We start from the raw sequence: 18,164 nt of genomic DNA, 5'->3' as shown, positions 1-18,164 counted from the left end.
ACATTTTATTTTCAAAAACGGACTGATATTTGCTTTTTATAAGCTGCTGAGTTTAAAACATCAGCTCTATTTAATTAAGGACTAATCTAATCCCTCACGCATCATCCAGTTCTAAATCGGTTCTACAAACGCAACTGAAGTGTTAATTTCAATCGCATAGCCCATATTTTGTAAACGTAAAATAATACGTTGTTTATTCTGTATCGATACCAGTTCGGCCAGGATCCCTTTAAATGGACCTGCTTTAATCAACACCCGTTCACCAGGTTTGATGTCGTACTCAAAAACCTCAAGATCTGCATCAGTAGCGAGCAGAAGTTTAAGATCGTTAATTTGTTGTTCGGGTATAGACGCTATTTGGCTGGAGAAATAGATAAACCGGGCAATGCCGTTGGTCATCAAAACTTCAGCGTATTCTTTGGCCGAAATATACACAAACAGATAAGACTTAACCAAAGCCTCTTCAACTATTTTTTTACGGTCGCTCCATTGTTTAACCGTCTTTTTTAGCGGGAGATAAGAAGAAATACCCTTTCTCGTTAACTCCTCATGCGCCTTTTTCTCAGCCCTCGAACGCGTACATACCGGATACCACCTGTAATTTTGATCAATCATTAAGCTAATTAATTTCAACAATTAAACCCACATGTATCTTTCCACGCCTTTCTTTCATCAGTTACATACAGTTAACCAATTTAAACAGTTAACCGATTAATCCTATTTCTTTTTCCAAAACATCCACCATTTCCGGTTCTCATCATCATAATAGCCCGAGCCCGAGTAGCCCGAATAATCAGAATAATAATAGGTGCTGTTGCCACCACCTCGGCTATAATCAGTAGTATAATAATTCGAATAAAGGGCATCATCACCAAATGCATTCAACACAATAGCCATATTGCTCAATCCATACTCCCGCGATAACCTTTCGGGTATAGCAGCTGCCCGCGTTTGCGAAACGCCTGAGCGGATGACAAATAGATTGACATCCGAATTTCTGATCAATGGAATGGCATCCGAAACCAGTCCTACTGGTGCGGTATCGACCAAAACATAATCATATTCTTTTTCCAGCGTTTTCAATAAATCGCGCATGGCGGCGGTATGCAAAAGCTCAGAAGGATTAGGTGGTACAGGGCCTGAAGGAATAAAGTCGATATGGTGTACTTCATCATGTATGAGCACATCTTCCAATTTGTGCTGTCCGGATAAAACAGAACTCAGGCCTCTACGGTTATCGCTTCCAAAAACTTTGTGTAACCTCGATTTACGTAGATCGGCAGCAATTAAGATTACTTTTTTCTCAATTAGCGCTAGCGTTCCAGCCAGGTTTACGGTGACAAATGATTTGCCCTCGCCCGATATCTCCGAGGTAATGCAGATCACCTTGCTTTTTTTATGGCTGGCTAAAAAGCTCAAATTGGTGCGTACGGACCTAACCGATTCGGCAAAAACTGATTTGGGTTTAGCAATAGATAAGGCCTGACGGTTATCCTGATCTATATAATCGGGGAATTTGCGTATTACCCCGATGATAGGAGTATTCGTTAATCCTTCTACGGTTTCCTTATCGTAGATGTAAGGATTTAAAAACCTAACCAATAGGATCAAACCCATGCCAGCGCCTAAGCCAAATAAAATGGCAACGGTATAAACCTTATTCGAATTTGCAGAAATAGAGTAGTAGGAAGGGTAAGCTAAATTGACGATGGCCGCGCCAGAAACTGTGGCGGCAGCATTCATTTCGGCTTCTAATTTTTTCTCTGATAAATAAGAACGCACCTTGTTATTTACCTCAAAGTTAGTACTGAGTTTTACAAAGTTTTGTTCTTTAGCCGGAATGGTACTGATGTTTTGGTTAACGCCTGAGATTTGGCTGTCGATATAACGAATGGTCTGTTCGTTATTCCTGCGCATGGCTTGTACATTGCTTCTTATGCTCGCTTTTACATTGGCAATCTGTTGGTCTATTTGTTTTACGGGTTGCGAGTCTGCATTAAACTGATTGAGTTTGAGTATTCTGTTGGCTAATAAGGTATTGAGCTGAGTAACCAAGGCCCCCAGTCCGCTATTTAAATCACCTTCTATATCTAAACCGATTTCTATCTTCGAGCGGTTGTTGTTTACCTGGTCTTCCAGTTGTTTAATGGCCAGTTGTTTAATGTTGAGTTCTGTTTTTTGTTTTTCGAAATCTGACAATTTACCGATTGTTGTAGTGGTGGCAGATCCGAGATCAACCATCTTGTTTTTAGTTTTATAATTGGCCAGGGTATTACCAGATTTGCCAGCCTCAGTATTGATAAAGCCTAATTGTGTATCGATAAATTGCACAGTCTGTTTAGCTGAACGTTGCCTCTGGATCAGATCGTAGCGCACATACTCTTTCATAATGGCGTTGAGCATATCTGCAGCAAAAACAGGATTTCCATCCGTTAAACTTAAACTCATTACGTTGGTGAAACGCGCAGCCTCTGCTACACTTAAACCCATGGCCCGCCCGATAAAATCTTCTTTGGTATTAAATTTAAAACTATAATCACCTTTTGGAACAATAGATTTAATGCGGAATTGCATATTACCCATATTGAGTACCTCTCCATAACGGTGTACGGTCTGCTTGGCTTTTTCGTTATTGGGATCGCTAATGCTAAAGCTTTTATTATCTATAGCTTCGATATTATATAAACCCCGACTAAAATTAACTGAATCTTGTTGTATAATTTCGATCTGAAAAGGAATATTTGGATAGAGTTCGGTAGTACGGATACGGCCCTTCAAATAATAAGAGATTTTATAATCAAGATGAGCTATGGCATTGAGTACAACATCATTACTGCGGATCACAAAACTTTCTGCCTGGATTTTATCAGTGTAATTATACACCTGCGTTGGCATTTGGTTATTGGTGCTCACGCTCGGGTTACTATCCTGAAGTTTAAGAGAAGCTCCGGTTTGATAGATAGGTTGCGTATAAAGCACTTTTATCTTGGCAACAACTATTGCAATTGCGATACAGCCAGCTATCCAATACCACCTGCTCCAAAATACCCTGAATATTTTATAAAAATCAATTTGTTGACTAACAGCCTTAACTTCTAAATCTTCTGCTTTTTCCATTAGCGTGTTACGGTAAAAATTAATACGGCAAGGTTAACTACAACAAGTAAAGGCTGTACAATGTTATTAAAACTCTGAAGTTTTTCACTTAATGCAGAGCCTTTGGTGGGTTGCAGTACAATAATATCGTTATTCTGCAGAATTAGTTTTTTGCTCGCCAGACTATTAATGTCAGTTAAGTTTACATAGATAATTTCAGGGTGGCTGCGGTCGCCTCTAATAATTTTTAAAGTTTTAGGGTCTGCAGTTTTGGTGATACCACTTGCCTCACCTATGATTTCGATTAAACTGGTATTGTCTTTTTCCAATAAAAAATTACCCTGTTTGCCAAATTCGCCCAATAAAGTAACCTTTAAGTTAACAATGGTTAACTCAATAATCGGATCCTTGAGTAGCTTTTGTTTATAACTATCCTGAATCTTTATGGTGGCCTCTCTTCTAGTTAAACCCACAACTTCTACTTTTCCAATGGCAGGTAGATTAACCATGCCATCAGGCTCTACCGGATAAGAGAGAATATTTTGCGAAGTTCCTGACGTGGTATTCGATAGGGTACTGGAACTGCCAGATGCAGTAGCGCCAAATTCGGGGTTCTGCACGTTTCTTATTGCTAATTGATCGCTAATCTTGATTTTATAGTAAGCATCGCTTATGCCTTGATCGTTAACAACATAAACCTGTTTAATTGTATCTGTAACGATATCACTGGGTGCATTGAATAAGCTATGTTGCTTGCGGACTGAGCAGCTGAACAGTATGATCGACGTAAATAAAAAAAGATTGAATTTAAAAATGGGGTGTTTTTGAATCATAATTATTAGAAAGATATACTAGCTAAATGGGATGTGTAGGTAAATACAAAAATACTGTTTAAAGATGCTTAAAAAAAATAGTAATTAGAAAAGCATAGCCCTGCCATTAATTAAAAGCATTTACCAAAAACAGTTTTATTGGGTGATTGCAGTATAGATGGTCCTTTTCTTAAGTATTTTATAAGTGTATAATGTGCTGATTATTATGTTTTTATATGCTGTAGTGCTTCTTTTTGCTCAGAATATAGAAATACGATTTAACATGATTAAAGTCAACATAATAAATAATTTTGTATTATTAAGATTACGGATATTAACTATTTTTGTTGAAGTCGTTTTCTTATGAGCAAATTATATACATTTGGATTGATAGTCCTGTTTATGGGTATTTTTAGTAAAAGCTATGCCACTGATGGTTGCTATAGTACTTTTACCAGCCGATTTTATTATATTTCGATAGGAACGAACAACTATAGCGGATCTACATATGCGACCTCGGGTTCGGTGTTATCATGCACAACATTTACTACCGGATCATATAACCCAAACGCGCCATGCAGTATAGAAGGCTTAAATAGTTCATACTATAGGCAAGCAACAACGAATTTAATTTATCCTTGCCCAATTGATTCCTATATCGTTTTCTTCATGTTAATCACATCATGTTTTGGACTTGCAATGTTAAACAAACACATGTAGAGACGCTAAAATTTTAATGTAGATTATCTATAAATTTTGAATGAATTAGTTTCACTCTGCTGATTACTTTATGATGTTAACGGGCTTATATTTAGTGTCTTATGCATGTCTTTGCGATATGGATCCATTTTATGGCAGAGTTTTTTGATACTCATAAGTAGGTGCATAAAAGGTATTTTTTGTATAATTATACATCTTTATTAGTGTCTTTTGTTAGGGATTTGTACTTTTGTATAAGTCCTGTCCCTAGTTTTAATGAAGTATCGCATAATAATTTTTGTCTTGGTATTGCTATCGGCATCATATTCCTATGGTGCAATTGTTACAGGATGCCAAGCGACACTTGGGTCCAATACCATATATTATGTGCGTGATGGTTCAATTTTGTTTAATGGTGTCCCCCAGTATCGCAATGATAATTTTACGAATAGGTATACATTGTCTCAGGTCTATTGTTATGGTGGGCTTGGCAACGGACAGGGGTCATGTTATATCAAAGGGTATAGTGGTCCTGGTGACGATTTTGGTACACTGGTTTCTTTTTCCACCAGCCCTACCGATTGCCCAATAGATGACTATGCTCCCTTTGCATTGCTTGTTTTAGCCGGAATTGGCTCATTTTCTCTGACACGTTTCAAGTTTAAAAACATTAGATTATCCAGGTTTTATTAAAGTTGTTTTAGTTTCGTTCATTTTGTTCATGACAATTGTCAACACTAGTTGAACGCACTTTTCATGTAAAAAGCATCCGCCAAAATTGATTCAATTTATCAAATCTGCTTTTCGAGCCACTTAAGGCATTTTAAATTTTTAAAAGTTTGATTTTAATCAACAAAAATGCCTTTACGATACTCTTCAGCCTAGTCTACACGTTCGTCATAGAAAAAACAGAATCAACGAGCCATCTTAAATAGTACTGTTTATTTTACGATTTTTGCGAAAAATGTAGTTTTTGTACTACGTTTTTAAGTGAAAAAAGTTAAAAATTTAGATGAATGTAAATGTTGCTAGGGTGCTAATCCTATTCTGTTTTTCCTTATTTGTAAATACAGCATTTTGTGCGAATAAAAGAGGGTGTCTATTGAATGATAACATATATAATGTTCAGCTTGCTGATGTTGGAATATATAGAAATGAATATTACACTCAATATTATGAAAATTTTTCATCTAGTGTAGAGCCAGTAAAAGATTCAGAGGTTGCGTATTACCAAGATCCATCGAAATGTTATATGTGGGGCTACAAACAAGATTTAAGGATAACAGATGCACAAAAAAATGGGTGTATAATTAATGGGAATGAGAGTTTAGGCATTGGCCGGCCCCTAGAGTATGAATTAATTAATTATTGTAATCTCCCTTTGGATGACTATAATGGATTGATTATCGTTTTCTCCAGTATTATTGGCGTTTGTTTTCTACGCAAGAATTTATTTAATTCGACTGAATTAACTACTACTTAATTGTTTAAAAAAATCTGTGCCCCATTTAACTTTTAAATGATTAGTCTCTGTTGATATTGTTATGTTTAGTACTATGGGAATGGCTACTTACAATGGTGATGCTAGCCAACTTATAGGAGTTTAGAGATCCGGTTAGCGACTGAAGAATTACGGTAACCTAAGGTATTAAATATGCTATTACAGTTATATCCATATGCTTCTGCATATTTCGGATGCTAATCCAAATTATCCATGTGCAGACGAGCTAAGTAGTGTACCCGTTGAAGATTATATCCTTTTATCATATGTTCTGCTGGGGTTTTTGGTATCATCATAATTCGTAAAAAAACTCAATTCGTATATAGCCTATAAGCAATTACTCTGGTATTTCTTGTAGTGGTAAGTTTGTATCATTAAGGGCTATAGTGTTAATATCGCATTGAACAAAAGGAACAGGCCTTTTAAGGGCTTTCTAGGGTAAATTTGAATAAATCATCCCCGTGGTTTATGAAAATGTTGAAGCTTCTCATTGTTTGTTTGTTTGTTTGCATTCTTTTTGTAGAGAAAGTACGAGCAGCGGACGGCTGTAGGGTTTCAGGTGGTTCATTGATATATACTTCCTCCAATTCTTATTTATTAGGAGTGGACTTAGGGAGCGGACTTAGCCTTGCTTTGGGCGGAAAGATTTATAAATTGAGCCCTACAATAAATTCAACCGTATCATGTACAATTCCATGGGCTAAAATTGTAGACCCTCCAGTTATCAATGGGTGTATTTATGGTAATCCATCTATCAGTGTCCCAGGAGTATCCGCCGTTTGTTTAACATGCCAATATGGTGATTTAGTTAATTATACCTCTACAGTAGAATGCAACCTTGACGACCACACCTGGCTTTTAGGAGCAGTAGCTGGCTTATTTGGTCTGCTCGTCATCAGAAGAAGAAATAAACTATAGATCATCTTTGTCGGCTCGAATAGGAAACTATTCGGCATATGTAAAGCTATTCTTTATCTTTACCACAGTTTTCAGCTTAAAAAAAGCTGAAGAATCGCTGTTTGGTAACAATGAAGATATCCCTCATCACCGTCGTTTACAATGGAGAAACCTTTTTACAAGAGTGTTTTAATTCTGTAATGGCACAAACCTATCCTGATGTAGAGTACCTGGTGATTGACGGGGGATCGACAGACCGGACATTGAATATTATTCAGGAGAACCAATCTGCCATTGATTATTTTATTTCAGAAAAAGATAAAGGTTTATACGATGCCATTAATAAAGGGATCCAGAGGGCAACGGGAAAGGTGATCGGAATCTTAAATGCCGATGATTTATTTGCACACCCTGATGTATTGGCCTCAGTTGCCAAAACCTTTATCGATCAGCCTAAAATAGATGGACTTTATGGTGACCTTAATTACATCCATGCCACAACACATAAAACGATCAGGACCTGGAAATCACAGCAAAACACCTTTCAGGACCTTAAAAAAGGCTGGATGCCCGCACACCCTACACTGTATTTGAAAAGATCTTTGTTTGAAAAAAACGGAGATTATGCCTTAGATCTTGGCACCGCTGCCGATTACGAATTAATACTACGTTACTTTTATACCCATAAAATAGAAGCGGTTTACCTGCCTGTCTTAATGGTAAATATGCGCATGGGAGGGGTAAGTAATCAATCTGTAATGAGCAGGGTCTCTGCCTTTGTTAATGATTATAAAGCCTTAAAAAGGAATAAGATGCCCTTGCCTTTTTGGGTGTTGTTGCAGAAGAAGATAAGCAAACTCAGTCAGTTTTAGTGTTTTTAATCAGTTTTTAGCATCATTTATTGGTTGCTGGGCTTAATATCTGGAATATTTTTTGTCTGTTTAGAATGACGTAAGTCAATTATTTTGATAAATGTCATGTCAAACATTTTACATTACAATTTTGTTTATATTAGTATGATTATATTTGCTTGCAAGTCTCTATAAGTTTTGCTAAAAGATATTCTGAATACCAGCCCTGACTATTTCTGTATAGCCATATTTATTTTGGCTTTTTCAATCGTAATTATTAGTATTCCAAGTATAATCTATACTTCGTTAAAGTATGGGCTTTTTGATAAGAACGACCTGTACCGTAAAAACCATAAACGCAATATTTCACGTTTAGGTGGTTTGGCCATTGTGGGTAGTTTTACCGTATGTATCTTGCTTTTTTCGGCCATTATTAATTTTAAAGAAGCTAATTTTTTAATTGCATCGTGCATCATCCTTGCGGCACTTGGTTTAAAAGATGATGTTTATGGCACCAATACCAGTACAAAATTTGTTCTGCAGATCGTAGTAGCCTTTATCCTGGTTTTTTTTGGTGCCTTTCGCTTAACAAGTTTGTACGGTGTATTGGGTATAGGAGATATGGCGCCTTTATGGGGTAGCCTTTTTTCGATTGCACTGATTATTTTCCTGAACAATGCATTCAATTTAATAGATGGCATTGACGGATTGGCAGGTGGAATCGGCATTTTAACGAGCCTGGTTTTCGGTATTTTGTTTTCTTCGATGGGGCAGGTGCCTTATGCATTTATTGCATTTGCGTTAGCAGGTGCCATAGCGGGTTTTTTAAAATACAATTGGTTTCCTGCAAAAATATTTATGGGCGATACCGGTGCACTGATCATCGGGCTTATTTCTGCTGCACTAGCTATTAAGTTTATAGAGCTCAATAAGTTTACCGGAGGAAGCAGGCCAGCTTTTTATTCTGCACCAGCAATAGCGGTAGCCATACTGATCGTACCCATTTTCGACTCATTAAGGGTTTTTACCATCCGTATTTTAAAAGGAATTTCTCCGTTTAAGGGAGACCGGAACCACATCCACCACCGTTTAGAGCAGTTAGGGTTTAAGCCCAGCTGGATCGTAATTTCTACTGCTGGGTTTAATCTGGCTACAATAGCTGCCACCATTTTCCTTCAGCATTTTGGAAATTTTGTATTGATTTTGCTCATTATTGGTCTCTGCATTGCGTTTAATACCTTGCTTACCTTAGGTCTGCTTAAAAAGAAGAGCAGGTAAAATTAATTTAGCATATTTTCCTGCGCTTCAGAAAATTAATTTTACTATTTCGTAAAGCAGGTGTTTGCCTTTCGGTTACGGCAGTCCTTCTTTCCGCTCCTATCTTTTTGTGGTGGTTAGCAGGATTTTGTTGGTTGGTGCAACAAAAAGGATAGCCGCTACAATAAGGTTTATTTAACCAAGGTTTGTAGTACAAAACTTCGGTCAGCTTTGTATCTTTCCTTGCAGAATAGAAGTGCCTAGCCCCGGTCGCAGCGGCATCCCCGGAGCGCAGCGCAGGGATATAGCGAAGAACGGGAACAAACATTAATAGCTGCACATGCTCTGCGCTCCTAAATTAATTTCACTTTTTTTAGTAAAGCAGGTGTAGTGTCTATCGGTTTGAGCAGCCCTTCTTTGCGCTCCTATCTTTTTGTGAAGGTTAGCAGAATGTTGTTGGTTGCTGCAACAAAAAGGATAGCCGCTACAATAAGGTTTATTTAACCGAGGCTTGAAGGTCATAACTCAGCAAGGTTTTAATCGTAAAAATAATGGGCAGCTTTGTATCGGTTTCCTTGCAGAATAGAAGTGCATAGCCCCGGTCGCAGCGGCATCCCCAGAGCGCAGCGCAGGGATATAGCGAAGAACGGGAACAAACATTAATAGCTGTACAGGCTCTGCGCTCCTAAAAAAGAACCTTATTATATAAAAAAGTAGGAGGCTTTGCACTCTTAAAGTTAATTTTATGTTTTTAGTAAAGCATTGTAGTGCTTACGGTTGCTGCGATCTTTCTTTTCCCCTCTATCTTTGTGGTGCCCAAGTAGAATATTTTTGACCTTATATAAAAAAGTAGCCGTTGAATAAGCTTTCATCATCCCTTTTCCATCTTATATAATGAGGTCTTTGCTTTGATAAATAAATACTAATTTTGCGCTCTAATTTTTATAATAATGAGGCTGGCAATAAATGGTTTTGGTAGAATAGGAAGAACATTTTTACGCTTAGCATTAGCTGAGGGATTTGAAGTAGTAGCGATTAACGACCTGGCAGATGCCAAAACGATGGCTCATTTATTTAAGTACGATACTGTTCATGGTGTTTTCGCAGGTAATGTTTCTGCAAAACCTGATGCATTGGTAATCAATCAGCTCTCTATTCCGGTTTTCGCAATTAAAAATGCCGATGAATTACCTTGGTCGGCACTTAGAGTGGATCTGGTTATCGATTGTACGGGTAAAAATCTAACCAGATCATTGGCAGAAAAACACATTACATCAGGCGCAAAACAAGTGCTCATCTCAGCTCCGGCTGCTGATGATATTCCGATGGTCGTATTAGGTGTAAACGACCATCAGATTGATTTAAGTAGCCCTGTACTATCAAATGCCAGTTGTACAACAAATAATATTGCCCCGATGATTAAGATTTTGAACGATAACTGGGGTGTTGAAGAAGGTTATATTACAACCATCCACTCGATGACAGGCGATCAGAATCTGCACGATGCAAATCATAAAGATCTACGCAGGGCAAGAGCAGCTTCATCCTCCATCATTCCAACTACAACAGGGGCAGCAAAAGCCATTACCCATATTTTTCCTGAACTGGATGGCCGTTTAGGTGGAGCAGGAATCAGGGTTCCGGTTTTAAACGGATCGTTAACCGATTTTACCTGTCTGCTAAAGAAGAAAACAAGCATCGAAGAAATTAATGCAGCTTTTAAATACGCTGCACAAAACGAATTGAAAGGCCTCATTGAGTATACTGAAGATCCAATTGTATCAGTCGATATTATAGACAACCCACATTCCTGTATTTTCGATTCGCTATTAACCTCTATCGTTGGCGATCTGGTTAAAGTAGTGGGCTGGTACGATAACGAATTTGGTTACAGCAGCCGTTTGATCGATGTGGTGAAAAAAATAGACATGCTTGCTAAAGGCTGATTTTAGATTTTTGTGTAGATTTTAATGCCCAATAAACCAATACTGGTTGAAAAAATAAGCGTAAAAAACGTTTACTATCAGTATTAAGGCCAAAGGCGCTGCGTTTATGAGTGTACTGTGAAATATTCCCAGGGAATACGCTAACAAATAATCCTGCGGAAACCTTACCTACTAAATCTTGATATTTTTTGGGCGCTAGCACTAAGGCCGCGCCCAATGCAATTTCAACCAAACCAGAATATACCACGGTATCATCTTTTTTCAAGGGTATCCAATCGGGTACCTGGGCCTGAAAAGGCTTACGCGCAAAAGTTAAATGGCCAATTCCTGCAGTAATTAAACCTGCGCCCAACAATATCCTGGCGGCTTTTTTTATATTTTCCTCTTTCATAACATTGCGGATCAGATCAAAATGAGCTATATCATTCAACAAGCGATCAGTAAATCTGTTTGATTTAATTTAGCGCATGAAATTTACCTAACTGGGCGGATGGTTAAATACAGGTATTCTAATATTGAATGATTTAATACAGCGTTCAGACAACTGCAGGCTATATTTTCACCTTTCAAAAACTTTTTTTGTGTGTTGTTGGTTTTATCTGCCAATATTAGGCCCGATATTCCGATCGGTAAGCGCGTATTAAAGCACTTGCTGTTGGTTTGGGCAAGGGAAACAGATAGAAATTGATATAAACTGCGTAAACCGATAGGCTTGGAAACACATAAAAACAATACAGGGAGCCGGAAGTCCCTGCTTCCCAAATTTCTGCTCATCTTCTCCCTTTCCATGCTCCTGGGCACGGAGGCTTATTTCGGATTTAGGCTGCACGAGCTTTCTGATCAGCAGGAGCGCATTAAGGAAGATTATGCTGATATCAACAACATTACCTATGGGCTGTTTTCGGTGCAGCAATGGAAAGACAATGTATCCAGGATTGTGCATCACCAGGTCCGCAACCTGAAGATGACCAGAAAACAAAAAAAAATATTACAAACAGAGGTAGAGCAGGTGCTGCTTGCGCTTATTAATAAGGCAGAAGCCTTAGTGAATAAGCCAAAAAAGACTTTAAGCGGAAAGATCCAGAAATTTGCGATCCGCAATTTTGTGAACTCTGATAGCATACGGGCGCAGGTGCCTGGTTTTGCCAGGAAAATTATAGCCGAGGTAGATAATCCTAAGAACAAGCGGCAGTTAAGTAAAATGGCCATGGGTGAGTTTAACGAATTGGCCGATGAGGAAAAGTTCGATAGTGCCTTCGTTGCAAACGGCGCTTCTGTAAAGGCGATGTACCGTAAATATCAGGTATCCTCTACCGGGCTGCTCAATAAAAAGCTCAGTGCCTCACTCGCCGATATCCGTACAAAAACTTATGGCTATTCCTTTGGTATGCTCGCCTGCGTAGTGGTTGTTCTTGGTTTTTGGTGGGGGCTCCGCAAACGCAGGGATCTTCACGTTACACTTTTTGTAATGTCGCTGCTGTTTGCGTTCATTCTCCTTTTCGTAGGCCTTACCGCCTCGATGATCGAGGTGGATGCCAGGATCCGTTCGCTCGATTTTGTGCTGCTTGGCGAACATGTGGTGTTTAAAGATCAGGTGCTGTTTTTTCAGAGTAAAAGTATTATGGATGTAGTGAGGGTGCTTATTAGCCAGCCCGGAATTGATTCTATCCTGGTAGGGGTGCTGATATTGGTATTTAGCATCCTTTTTCCGGTAGTTAAACTGAGCTCAACAGGAGTGCATCTTTTGGGCAATAAACGTTTGGCTGAAAATGGGATTATTAAGTATTTCGCTTTCCAATCGGGTAAGTGGAGTATGGCCGATGTGATTGTAATCGCTATCCTAATGGCTTACATCGGACTAAACGGCCTGCTTGAAGGTCAGCTCCAGGCACTCAATATCAAAAATGATTCACTTACCATCTTAACCACTAATAATACAGCCCTGCAGCCGGGATACATCATATTCATCAGTTTTGTACTTTATGGCCTCATTCTTTCTACGATATTGAAGTTCATTACCCCACATGATGCCCACTAACCCGTTTATTAAAGCTGATTGATTTATTATGGCAACTACACCAAATACCCCTAAAAATATCCGCACAAAAAAGAACTGGTTTGCGCCACTTGCACTGATCGTTGGTCTCAGCATCCTTTTGCTGGGGGAGGCCTATTTTGGCTACCGCTTCCATTCACTTTCTTACGAACAGAAACGGATCAAAGAAGATTACAGCTTGTCGAACAATATTACTTTTGGGATATTCTCGGTTGACCGGTGGGGAGAAAAAATTTCGGCAGTTGTTGACAGAAGGGTAAAAGGCTTCAACTTAACTGCAAAGCAGAAAAAAGACATGCGCAAGGAGGTTGAAAAAGAACTGCATGGGTTGGTAAACAAAGCAGTGTCAGAGGTTACCAAGCCTCAGAAAACCCTTGGCGGTAAACTGAAAAAATTGGCCTTTAACAGTTTTGTTGATGTTGATGAACTTCACGCCCAGGTACCTTCCTTTGCGAAAACTATTGTGGCTAAAATTACCAGTCCAACAAGCCTGAAAAGGCTTAAGGGGGTAGCAACGAGTAAGCTAGATGAGCTGGAAAATCAGACCTACGACAGCACAGATACCACCATTACCACTATAGAGCAGAATATCTACCATAAGTATCATGTTACTAATGCAACCGCGTATGACCGTTTAGTAAACTCGAGGCTTGCACAGATCAAAATAGAAACTTTTCAATGTGGATTGGGGATGCTGGGCTGTATAGCTATTGCACTCATATTATGGCTTTTTTTAAGAAAATCGGTACAGTTACATGTACCATTATTTATTATGTCGCTGTTGTTTGCCGTGATTTTGCTTACTGTTGGCGTTACCTCGCCGATTATAGAGGTAGATGCGCGCATCCAGTCACTCGAATTTGGCCTTTTAGGCGATAAGATTGCTTTTAGTAATCAAGTGCTTTTTTTTCAGAGCAAAAGCATACTTGGTATTATAGGAACGCTTATTGAACAACCAAAGCCGGATGCGGTACTGGTTGGTGTACTGTTGCTTGTTTTTGTGGTCGTATTACCTTTGCTACGAATTATCGCCAGAGGGGTTCATGTGTCCTGCGGACATCTTTTTGGCAGCAGAAAAGTATTGCGCTTCCTCGCCTTCGACCTTGGTAAATGGGATATGGCAGATGTAATGGTGGTTGGCATTGCCATGACCTATATTGGCCTGAACGGTATATTGAAGAGCCAGCTTTCGGGATTGAATGTACAGAGTGGAACGCTTAAAACCGTAACAGCTAACAATTCAGCGCTTCAGCTTGGTTTTTTTGTATTTGTGGCCTATGTAGCTTATGCCATGGTACTATCTTTCATATTGAAGCGGATAGATGAAAGGAATGGACCTTGTGCGTAATTGGATAACTGGAACATTTTATATGAGGCTTTAATTTTTTGGAGCGCAAGGTCTGATCTACTATTAGCGTCTGTTCCCGTTCTCCGCTGTATCCTTGCGCTGCGCTTCAGGGATGCCGCTACGCCCAGGGCTAGGTACTTCTAATCTGCAAGGAAACAGATACAAAGCTGCCCGTGGTTTTGTTCTACAGGCCTTGTTTGAATAAACCTTATTGCAGCGGTTATCCTTTTTGTTACAGCGCCAATCATCATTTGCTTACGATCACAAAAAGATAGTAGCGGAAAGAAGGACTACAGTAACCTACATGCAGTGAGCCTTGCTTTGCAAAAAACAAAACATAATCTATTTGTTTTTAAGCCCTCTTGCGTCAGTATCTAAAATGTTAAAAATTCAGGTCGATATTATTATCGGGTTTCAATTGCTTTATTAACTTTGCAAACGTTTGCGGTGCATCCAATAGCAATGTCTTGACACTTGATGTAAGCTAGCTGATACTAAAAATATGGTCAAATTTATTCTTCCAGAAGAAGTACTGCCTTTAAGAAGCCTGGTTTTGCGCAATGGCAAACCATTCGAAGCATGCATTTTTGAAGGCGATCTTGCCTACGATACCTTTCATCTTGGTTTTTTAAAAGATGGAGAAATAAAATCGATAGCCACATTTATGCGGAACGATTTTTTTCCGGAAGAAGGAGAGGGCTATCAGCTTAGGGGCATGGCCACCCATCCCGATGCGGTTGGAAATGGTTATGGTGCTGCGCTGGTTACTTTTGCCATTGAGTACCTGAAAGAATATAAAACCGATTATTTATGGTGCAATGCCCGTTCAACGGCGGCAGCTTTTTACAAGAAAATCGGCTTCACTACCGAATCGCCAGAGTTCGATATCCCTGGCATCGGTTTCCATTACGAAATGAAATTAAACTTAAATCAAAATAATTAAACATGAATACAATTGACCAGTTTGACTTTAAAGATAAAAAAGCATTAATCAGGGTAGATTTTAATGTGCCTTTAGATGACGAATTTAAAATTACAGACGATAAAAGAATCAGGGCGGCTTTGCCAACCATTTCTAAAATCTTAAAAGATGGTGGTGCGGTTATTTTAATGTCTCACTTAGGCCGCCCGAAAGATGGCCCTACCGATAAATATTCTTTAAAACACATTTTATCTGATCTATCTGCTCTTGTTGGTGTTGAAGTTAAGTTTGCTGATGATTGTATTGGCGAAAGCGCAGTAAAACAGGCAGCTGATTTAAAACCGGGTGAAGTTTTATTATTAGAAAATCTTCGTTTTTACAAAGAAGAAGAAAAAGGTGATGTTGCCTTTGCAGAGAAATTATCAAAATTAGGCGATGTTTATGTAAACGATGCCTTTGGTACTGCTCACCGTGCACATGCTTCAACTTCAATTATTGCCCAGTTTTTTCCAGATGCAAAATACTTTGGTTATTTAATGGCCTCTGAAGTAGAAAATGCAGAGAAAATATTAAACCACGCAGAAAGACCTTTTACTGCAATTATGGGCGGTGCTAAAGTATCTGATAAAATTCTTTTGATCGAGAAATTGCTGGATAAGGTAGATAACCTGATTATTGGTGGTGGTATGGCTTACACTTTTGCTAAAGCACAGGGTGGAGAAATCGGTACCTCATTATTAGAAGCTGATAAACAAGCACTTTCTTTAGAACTGATCGAGAAAGCAAAAGCAAAAGGTGTAAATCTGATTTTACCTGTAGATACGGTAATTGCTGATAAATTTGCAAACGATGCCGATAAAAAGGATGTAGACTCTGGTCAGATCCCGGCAGATTGGATGGGACTGGATATCGGTCCAAAATCGGTTGCCTTGTTTCAGGATATAATTAAAAATTCTAAAACCTTGTTGTGGAACGGCCCGATGGGTGTTTTCGAAATGGAAAGTTTCCAGGTAGGTACTAAAGCTGTTGCAGAAGCAGTTGTAGCTGCAACCAAAGATAACGGCGCATTCTCTTTAATCGGTGGTGGCGATTCTGCTGCAGCGATAGCAAAATTCGGTATGGAAGATGAAGTAAGTTATGTTTCTACCGGTGGTGGTGCTTTGCTTGAATATATGGAAGGTAAAGAATTGCCAGGTGTTAAAGCCATTAATGGATAAAATACAAATCTTAACATAAACGAGGTCCTTGCAAATCAATTTGCAGGGGCCTTTATTTTTAGATGATTTCAACTCACACAGTTTGGCACTTGGTTTAGCACACATGTTTTTTTAAGACTTATCATTATAAGAGTATAGCATATCATGTAACGATACTGTGCAGGAGCTAAGCGCTACTTGTGCTTAAAACAAATAAGTCATACCTTACTGGCAATTTACCTTGGCCTGTAACTTAGTGGTGGTCTTGTGTTATAAAACATCAGTTATATAATAAATCAAATTACATCTATGAGAAAAAAAATCTTTTTATTCAGTATAAGCTATCTGCTCCTTGCAGGTCTGTTTCAAAAAACGTTTGCTGCATCACTAACGATACCGGATAACACTAAACTTGCTGTTGAGCCTGCAGCATTGATTGGCAGATGGGACATTACAGTTGATGTAAACGGAAAACCGGCGCCTGCCTGGTTGGAAGTAAAACTATCGGGTTTTAAAACTTTAGTGGGGTACTTTGTATCTACTGCCGGTAGTGCGCGTCCGGTATCGGAAGTAAAGTTTGATAATGGAAAGTTTAGGTTCGAAATCCCGCCGCAATGGGAAAGCGGTACCTCGAATCTGATTATTGATGGCATTGTAGCCGATGCCGGAATTCAAGGAACAATGACAGATTGCAATGGTAAACAATATAACTGGAAAGGTGTTAAGGCACCTTACCTGAAAAGAACGGCAGCACCAGTTTGGGGCAAACCTGTCAATTTGTTCAATGGCAAGGATCTGTCTGGCTGGAAAACCAATGGGCAAAACCAATGGATCGTGAAAAACGGTATTTTAACCAGTCCGAAAGCGGGTTCAAATCTGATCTCTGAACAGAAGTATAATGATTTTAAACTCCACGTAGAATTTAAATATGCCAAGGGAGGAAACAGTGGGGTATACTTAAGAGGCCGTTACGAGGTGCAGATTGAAGATAGCAAAAAAGATGCGCATCCTAATAGCGTACTATTCGGTGGTATTTATGGATTTTTAACTGCCAATGAAATGGTTACGCTTGGCCCCGATGAATGGCAGAGCTACGATATTACCCTTGTTGGCCGTTTGGTAACAGTAGTAGCCAATGGTAAAACCATCATCAGTAACCAGGAAATTCCGGGCATTACCGGAGGAGCATTGGATAGTAATGAGGGAGAGCCCGGGCCTATTTATCTTCAGGGAGATCACGAACCGATCGAATACCGGAAAATTGTAATTACACCGGCGAAATAATTATCTCTTATAGGAGAGGCTGTACAGAGGTGTTTTTGCAGTGATTATGCTTCGAAAAATCGTCATCCGATAGCTATCGGATGCGAGAAGGCTTTTTCAGCCGACGAAGCAATCTTACAACGATCGCTACCAGCGTGCGCATTAAGATTGCTTCGTTCCTCGCAATGACGACCTTTCTACATGAATCTGTCAATGATAGCCTGTCGAAGGGGCGTTTAAATGCCTCGCAATACGTTTGGAAAAGCTCTCCTTAGGAATCCTTTGGACAACGTGACAAGTTCTAATGTAATTGTCATCCT

The 18,164-nt window shown here is 39.1% G+C and carries 13 protein-coding genes; 9 read left to right on the top strand and 4 right to left on the bottom strand.

Annotated elements, in window-relative coordinates; all coding sequences use genetic code 11:
- Positions 1-111 precede the first annotated feature (111 nt).
- The 3 genes from ASU31_RS12610 to ASU31_RS12600 form a co-directional block, all read right to left on the bottom strand.
- Positions 112-615, bottom strand: coding sequence for a UpxY family transcription antiterminator (locus ASU31_RS12610; protein ID WP_057932654.1), 504 nt, complete (start codon positions 613-615; stop codon positions 112-114).
- 102 nt (positions 616-717) lie between these two features.
- The gene (locus ASU31_RS12605; RefSeq protein ID WP_057932653.1) at positions 718-3,117 is read right to left on the bottom strand and encodes a GumC family protein; all 2,400 of its coding nucleotides are present in this window, start codon (positions 3,115-3,117) and stop codon (positions 718-720) included.
- A complete protein-coding gene (locus ASU31_RS12600; protein WP_057932652.1) occupies positions 3,117-3,929 on the bottom strand; it encodes a polysaccharide biosynthesis/export family protein in 813 nt (270 codons plus the stop codon). The genes ASU31_RS12605 and ASU31_RS12600 overlap by 1 nt, the downstream gene beginning before the upstream one ends.
- A 1,780-nt stretch (positions 3,930-5,709) precedes the next feature.
- Between ASU31_RS12600 and ASU31_RS12590 the strand changes: the two genes are divergently transcribed.
- The 4 genes from ASU31_RS12590 to gap all read left to right on the top strand — a co-directional run bounded on the left by ASU31_RS12590 (position 5,710) and on the right by gap (position 11,059).
- Positions 5,710-6,090 (top strand): hypothetical protein, encoded by a 381-nt coding sequence (locus ASU31_RS12590; RefSeq protein ID WP_167346182.1) that lies wholly within the window; start codon positions 5,710-5,712, stop codon positions 6,088-6,090.
- A gap of 1,046 nt (positions 6,091-7,136) precedes the next feature.
- Positions 7,137-7,877 (top strand): glycosyltransferase family 2 protein, encoded by a 741-nt coding sequence (locus tag ASU31_RS12580; RefSeq protein WP_083505354.1) that lies wholly within the window; start codon positions 7,137-7,139, stop codon positions 7,875-7,877.
- Positions 7,878-8,054: 177 nt separating this feature from the next.
- Positions 8,055-9,134 (top strand): MraY family glycosyltransferase, encoded by a 1,080-nt coding sequence (locus tag ASU31_RS12575; RefSeq protein WP_245224536.1) that lies wholly within the window; start codon positions 8,055-8,057, stop codon positions 9,132-9,134.
- Positions 9,135-10,063: 929 nt separating this feature from the next.
- Positions 10,064-11,059, top strand: a complete 996-nt coding sequence (gap, locus tag ASU31_RS12565) for a type I glyceraldehyde-3-phosphate dehydrogenase (RefSeq protein ID WP_209434987.1) — start codon at positions 10,064-10,066, stop codon at positions 11,057-11,059.
- Here the strand turns inward: gap and ASU31_RS12560 are convergent.
- Positions 11,049-11,450 (bottom strand): DoxX family protein, encoded by a 402-nt coding sequence (locus ASU31_RS12560; RefSeq protein WP_057932645.1) that lies wholly within the window; start codon positions 11,448-11,450, stop codon positions 11,049-11,051. The two genes, gap and ASU31_RS12560, sit on opposite strands and share 11 nt — an antisense overlap.
- A 321-nt stretch (positions 11,451-11,771) precedes the next feature.
- On the opposite strand from ASU31_RS12560, the gene ASU31_RS12555 reads away from it, so the two are divergent.
- The 5 genes from ASU31_RS12555 (at position 11,772) to ASU31_RS12535 (ending at position 17,865) form a co-directional block, all read left to right on the top strand.
- Positions 11,772-13,097, top strand: coding sequence for a paraquat-inducible protein A (locus ASU31_RS12555; protein WP_057932644.1), 1,326 nt, complete (start codon positions 11,772-11,774; stop codon positions 13,095-13,097).
- A 28-nt stretch (positions 13,098-13,125) separates the two neighbouring features.
- Complete coding sequence (locus ASU31_RS12550; RefSeq protein ID WP_057932643.1) at positions 13,126-14,463, top strand: paraquat-inducible protein A; 1,338 nt, start codon at positions 13,126-13,128, stop codon at positions 14,461-14,463.
- A 502-nt stretch (positions 14,464-14,965) separates the two neighbouring features.
- On the top strand, positions 14,966-15,406 hold the full coding sequence (locus tag ASU31_RS12545; RefSeq protein ID WP_057932642.1) for a GNAT family N-acetyltransferase: 441 nt from the start codon (positions 14,966-14,968) through the stop codon (positions 15,404-15,406).
- A gap of 2 nt (positions 15,407-15,408) precedes the next feature.
- Positions 15,409-16,602 (top strand): phosphoglycerate kinase, encoded by a 1,194-nt coding sequence (locus ASU31_RS12540; RefSeq protein WP_057932641.1) that lies wholly within the window; start codon positions 15,409-15,411, stop codon positions 16,600-16,602.
- A 288-nt stretch (positions 16,603-16,890) separates the two neighbouring features.
- On the top strand, positions 16,891-17,865 hold the full coding sequence (locus ASU31_RS12535; RefSeq protein ID WP_057932640.1) for a 3-keto-disaccharide hydrolase: 975 nt from the start codon (positions 16,891-16,893) through the stop codon (positions 17,863-17,865).
- Positions 17,866-18,164: the final 299 nt, after the last annotated feature.

The organism is Pedobacter ginsenosidimutans (assembly GCF_001442625.1).
GTDB classification, from domain to species: Bacteria; Bacteroidota; Bacteroidia; order Sphingobacteriales; family Sphingobacteriaceae; genus Pedobacter; species Pedobacter ginsenosidimutans.
This window is presented reverse-complemented; position numbering and strand designations above follow the sequence as displayed.

Coding starts and splice junctions, on each gene's coding strand:
- ASU31_RS12610 (WP_057932654.1), bottom strand. CDS start 615: ATGATTGATCAAAATTACAGGTGGTATCCGGTATGTACGCGTTCGAGG.
- ASU31_RS12605 (WP_057932653.1), bottom strand. CDS start 3,117: ATGGAAAAAGCAGAAGATTTAGAAGTTAAGGCTGTTAGTCAACAAATT.
- ASU31_RS12600 (WP_057932652.1), bottom strand. CDS start 3,929: ATGATTCAAAAACACCCCATTTTTAAATTCAATCTTTTTTTATTTACG.
- ASU31_RS12580 (WP_083505354.1), top strand. CDS start 7,137: ATGAAGATATCCCTCATCACCGTCGTTTACAATGGAGAAACCTTTTTA.
- gap (WP_209434987.1), top strand. CDS start 10,064: ATGAGGCTGGCAATAAATGGTTTTGGTAGAATAGGAAGAACATTTTTA.
- ASU31_RS12560 (WP_057932645.1), bottom strand. CDS start 11,450: ATGAAAGAGGAAAATATAAAAAAAGCCGCCAGGATATTGTTGGGCGCA.
- ASU31_RS12550 (WP_057932643.1), top strand. CDS start 13,126: ATGGCAACTACACCAAATACCCCTAAAAATATCCGCACAAAAAAGAAC.
- ASU31_RS12545 (WP_057932642.1), top strand. CDS start 14,966: ATGGTCAAATTTATTCTTCCAGAAGAAGTACTGCCTTTAAGAAGCCTG.
- ASU31_RS12540 (WP_057932641.1), top strand. CDS start 15,409: ATGAATACAATTGACCAGTTTGACTTTAAAGATAAAAAAGCATTAATC.
- ASU31_RS12535 (WP_057932640.1), top strand. CDS start 16,891: ATGAGAAAAAAAATCTTTTTATTCAGTATAAGCTATCTGCTCCTTGCA.